Origin of the sequence: Fictibacillus aquaticus, assembly GCF_002245695.1 — a bacterium.
In the GTDB taxonomy this organism is placed as follows: domain Bacteria; phylum Bacillota; class Bacilli; order Bacillales; family Fictibacillaceae; genus Fictibacillus; species Fictibacillus aquaticus.
On the sequence record NZ_NOII01000038.1, the window covers coordinates 1 to 3,161 of the forward strand.

Genomic DNA, 3,161 nt, shown 5'->3' on the forward strand with positions numbered 1-3,161 from the left:
ACTTTTTTAGCCATTGATACAAGATATTTTTCTTGATCAAGCGGCTCGGTTCCCACTTCCACAGGCATGAGCATCATGAGCTCCTGCTGTAGAGAAGTTGCTTTCTCGATCAAAGGAAGCTCTTGCTTCATCGCCTTTTTCACAAGCGTTCCTGGTACAAGAAGGCGGTTGATTTCGTTAGTTCCTTCAAAAATTCGGTTAATACGAGAATCTCGGTACATGCCCTCGATTTCGTATTCACCCATGAAGCCGTAACCGCCATGAATCTGAACCCCTTCATCCACTACATAATCCAGAGCTTCCGAAGCAAAGACTTTGTTAAGAGAGCATTCGATCGCATACTCAGCAATTGCTTTAGCGATTTCTTTGCCGTCTTTTTGCTTTTCTTCAGACAGTCCGCCCATTCGGTTCTCGAACAATCCGACTGTGCGGTATGTGGAACTCTCCGCTGCATAGGTCTGAACCGCCATATTCGCAAGCTTTTCCTGAATAAGCGTGAAGGAACTGATTTTGCGCTTGAACTGCTGACGCTCGTTTGCATATTTAACTGATACTTCCAGTCCGCGTTTTGCAGCACCAACACATCCAAGAGCGAGCTTGTAGCGGCCGATGTTCAAGATATTGAAGGCAATTACATGCCCCTTGCCTGCTTCGCCAAGCAAGTTTTCTTTCGGAACGAGGGCATCTTCCAGGATTAGAGTCCTTGTTGAAGAACTCTTAATACCCATTTTCTTTTCTTCAGGTCCTGTAGATACGCCAGCATATTCTCTCTCAACGATAAAGGCAGAGAACTGTTCCCCGTCGATCTTGGCATAAACAACAAACACATCAGCAAATGCTGAGTTTGTGATCCATTGCTTTTCACCGTTCAGGACATAGTGTGTTCCTTCTGCGTTCAGTCTCGCAGTCGTACGGGCGCCGAGCGCGTCAGATCCTGATCCTGGCTCAGTAAGGGCATAAGCAGCGATTTTCTCGCCAGTTGCCAGCTCAGGCAAGTATTTCTTCTTCTGCTCTTCGTTTCCGAAAAGGACTATAGGAAGCGATCCGATTCCTACGTGCGCGCCGTAGCTGATCGAGAATCCGCGTCCGCGTGCGAATTTTTCCGTGATCAGTGAGGAGGAAATCTTATCAAGCCCGAGTCCGCCGTATTCTTCCGGCACATCAGCTCCGAGAAGACCTAGTTCCCCAGCTTTAGTTAAAAGTTTTCGGGAGATCTCAAAGTTATGGTTCTCAAGCTCTTCAAGGTTCGGAACAACATCTTTTACGACATATTCCTCAGTAGTTTTTGCGATCATATGATGTTCTTCTGAAAAATCCTCTGGTGTGAAGATGTCGGCTGCTTCAATATCCTCGATTAAGAATCCGCCGCCTTTAAACACTTTTTCCATTGTGTTTGACATATCAATATCCTCCTTATAAAAGTTAGTTGATCAGTTCAAATACTCCGGCAGCTCCCATGCCGCCGCCGATGCACATCGTTACCACGCCGAACTGCTCGTTTCTGCGCTTCATTTCATGCGCAAGCGTCAGTGTCAGTTTCGTGCCCGAGCAGCCGAGCGGATGGCCAAGAGCGATCGCTCCCCCGTTCACGTTCACTTTGTCTTCCGGAAGTTTCAGTTCACGGATAACCTGAACAGATTGTGATGCGAATGCTTCATTCAGTTCAAAAAGTCCGATATCTGAAAGCTCAAGTCCTGCCATTTTTAATGCTTTCGGAATGGCAGCTACAGGACCGATTCCCATAATGTCAGGTGCAACCCCTGCTACAGCGAAAGAGCGGAATTTCAGAAGCGGCTTTAACCCTTCCGCTTCAGCTTTTGACCGGTTCATCACGAGTACAGATGCTGCTCCATCACTAGTCTGCGATGAATTTCCAGCTGTTACGGAACCCCGCGGAGTGAAAGCAGGACGAAGCTTTGCAAGCACATCTACTGAAGTTTCTGGTCTTACTCCTTCATCGATTGAAACAGCTGTTTCTTTCTCGACAAGCTTTAAATTCTCATCAAGCCAGCGCTTCATCACGGTGACAGGAACGATTTCGTCATTAAACCTGCCTTCTTTGATCGCAGCCGCTGCTTTTTGATGGCTGCGGACGGCGAATTCATCCTGATCCTGGCGGGAAACACCAAACCTAGTAGCCACTTCTTCGGCTGTATGCCCCATCCCCATATAATATTGAGGGATGGTTTCTACGAGATAAGGATTGGGTTTCACCACGTGGCCGACTACAGGCACTAAACTCATCGATTCTGCACCACCGGCAAGAATCGCTTCTGCGTGGCCGAGCATGATCTTTTCCGCACCATAGGCGATTGCCTGAAGTCCTGATGAACAGAACCGGTTGATGGTGATAGCCGGCACGTGCTCAGGCAAACCTGCCCGTGCTCCGATCAGGCGGGCCATGTTCATTCCCTGCTCTGCTTCTGGCACTGCGCAGCCGATTATAAGGTCATCGATCGGACCTTCGTATCCGCCTGCACGTTTTAACGTTTCTTTAATCGTGATCGCTGCCAGTTCGTCAGGTCGAGTATGGGCGAACGATCCTTTTCCTGCTTTTCCAACAGGCGTTCTTGCGCCTGCAACGATAACTGCTTCCTGAAACATGGTTCTCCCCCCTTTTTAGTTGCGAAGCGGTTTCCCTTTTACGAGCATATGCTGCATGCGCGCCTGGCTCTTCGGTTCTCCAGCAAGGCTAAGGAATGCTTCTCTTTCTAGGTCTAGCAAATATTGTTCATCAACAAGCGTGCCAGCAGGCAATTTGCCTCCAGCAATCACGTAGGCGAGCTTTTTTGCTATCTTTAAATCATGATCCGAGATGTATTGGCTAAAATGCATCGTCTGCGCTCCTAGAGCAAGCGTTGCATATCCCGCTTCTCCTACAATCGGAAGCTTTTTGCGCTGCGGAGGCTGATAGCCTTGCGCCGCAAGTGCAAGCACCTGGTTTTTCGCATCATGTAAGAGATGGTCACCGTTCACAGATAATCCATCCTGTGGACGCAGGAATCCAAGCTTCGCAGCCTCATGAGCTGATGTGGACACTTTAGCCATCGCGATTGTCTCGAAAGTCTGGTTCGCTACCTTTTGCAGATCACCTTTCGATCCTTCAGGTAGCTGCTCGAGGAGACGCTGATACAGCTCTTTGTTTCCTCCTCCTCCAGGGA

Annotated in this window: 2 protein-coding genes and 1 pseudogene; all 3 read right to left on the bottom strand. The window is 48.7% G+C overall.

What is annotated here, in order from left to right; all coding sequences use genetic code 11:
- Positions 1-1,400: acyl-CoA dehydrogenase family protein (locus CGZ90_RS18925; RefSeq protein ID WP_094254070.1), on the bottom strand; the 1,400-nt coding region annotated here is incomplete at its 3' end.
- 22 nt (positions 1,401-1,422) lie between these two features.
- Positions 1,423-2,604 (bottom strand): acetyl-CoA C-acetyltransferase, encoded by a 1,182-nt coding sequence (locus CGZ90_RS18930; RefSeq protein ID WP_094254071.1) that lies wholly within the window; start codon positions 2,602-2,604, stop codon positions 1,423-1,425.
- A gap of 15 nt (positions 2,605-2,619) precedes the next feature.
- Positions 2,620-3,161: pseudogene (locus CGZ90_RS18935) on the bottom strand (3-hydroxyacyl-CoA dehydrogenase); the annotation flags it as partial.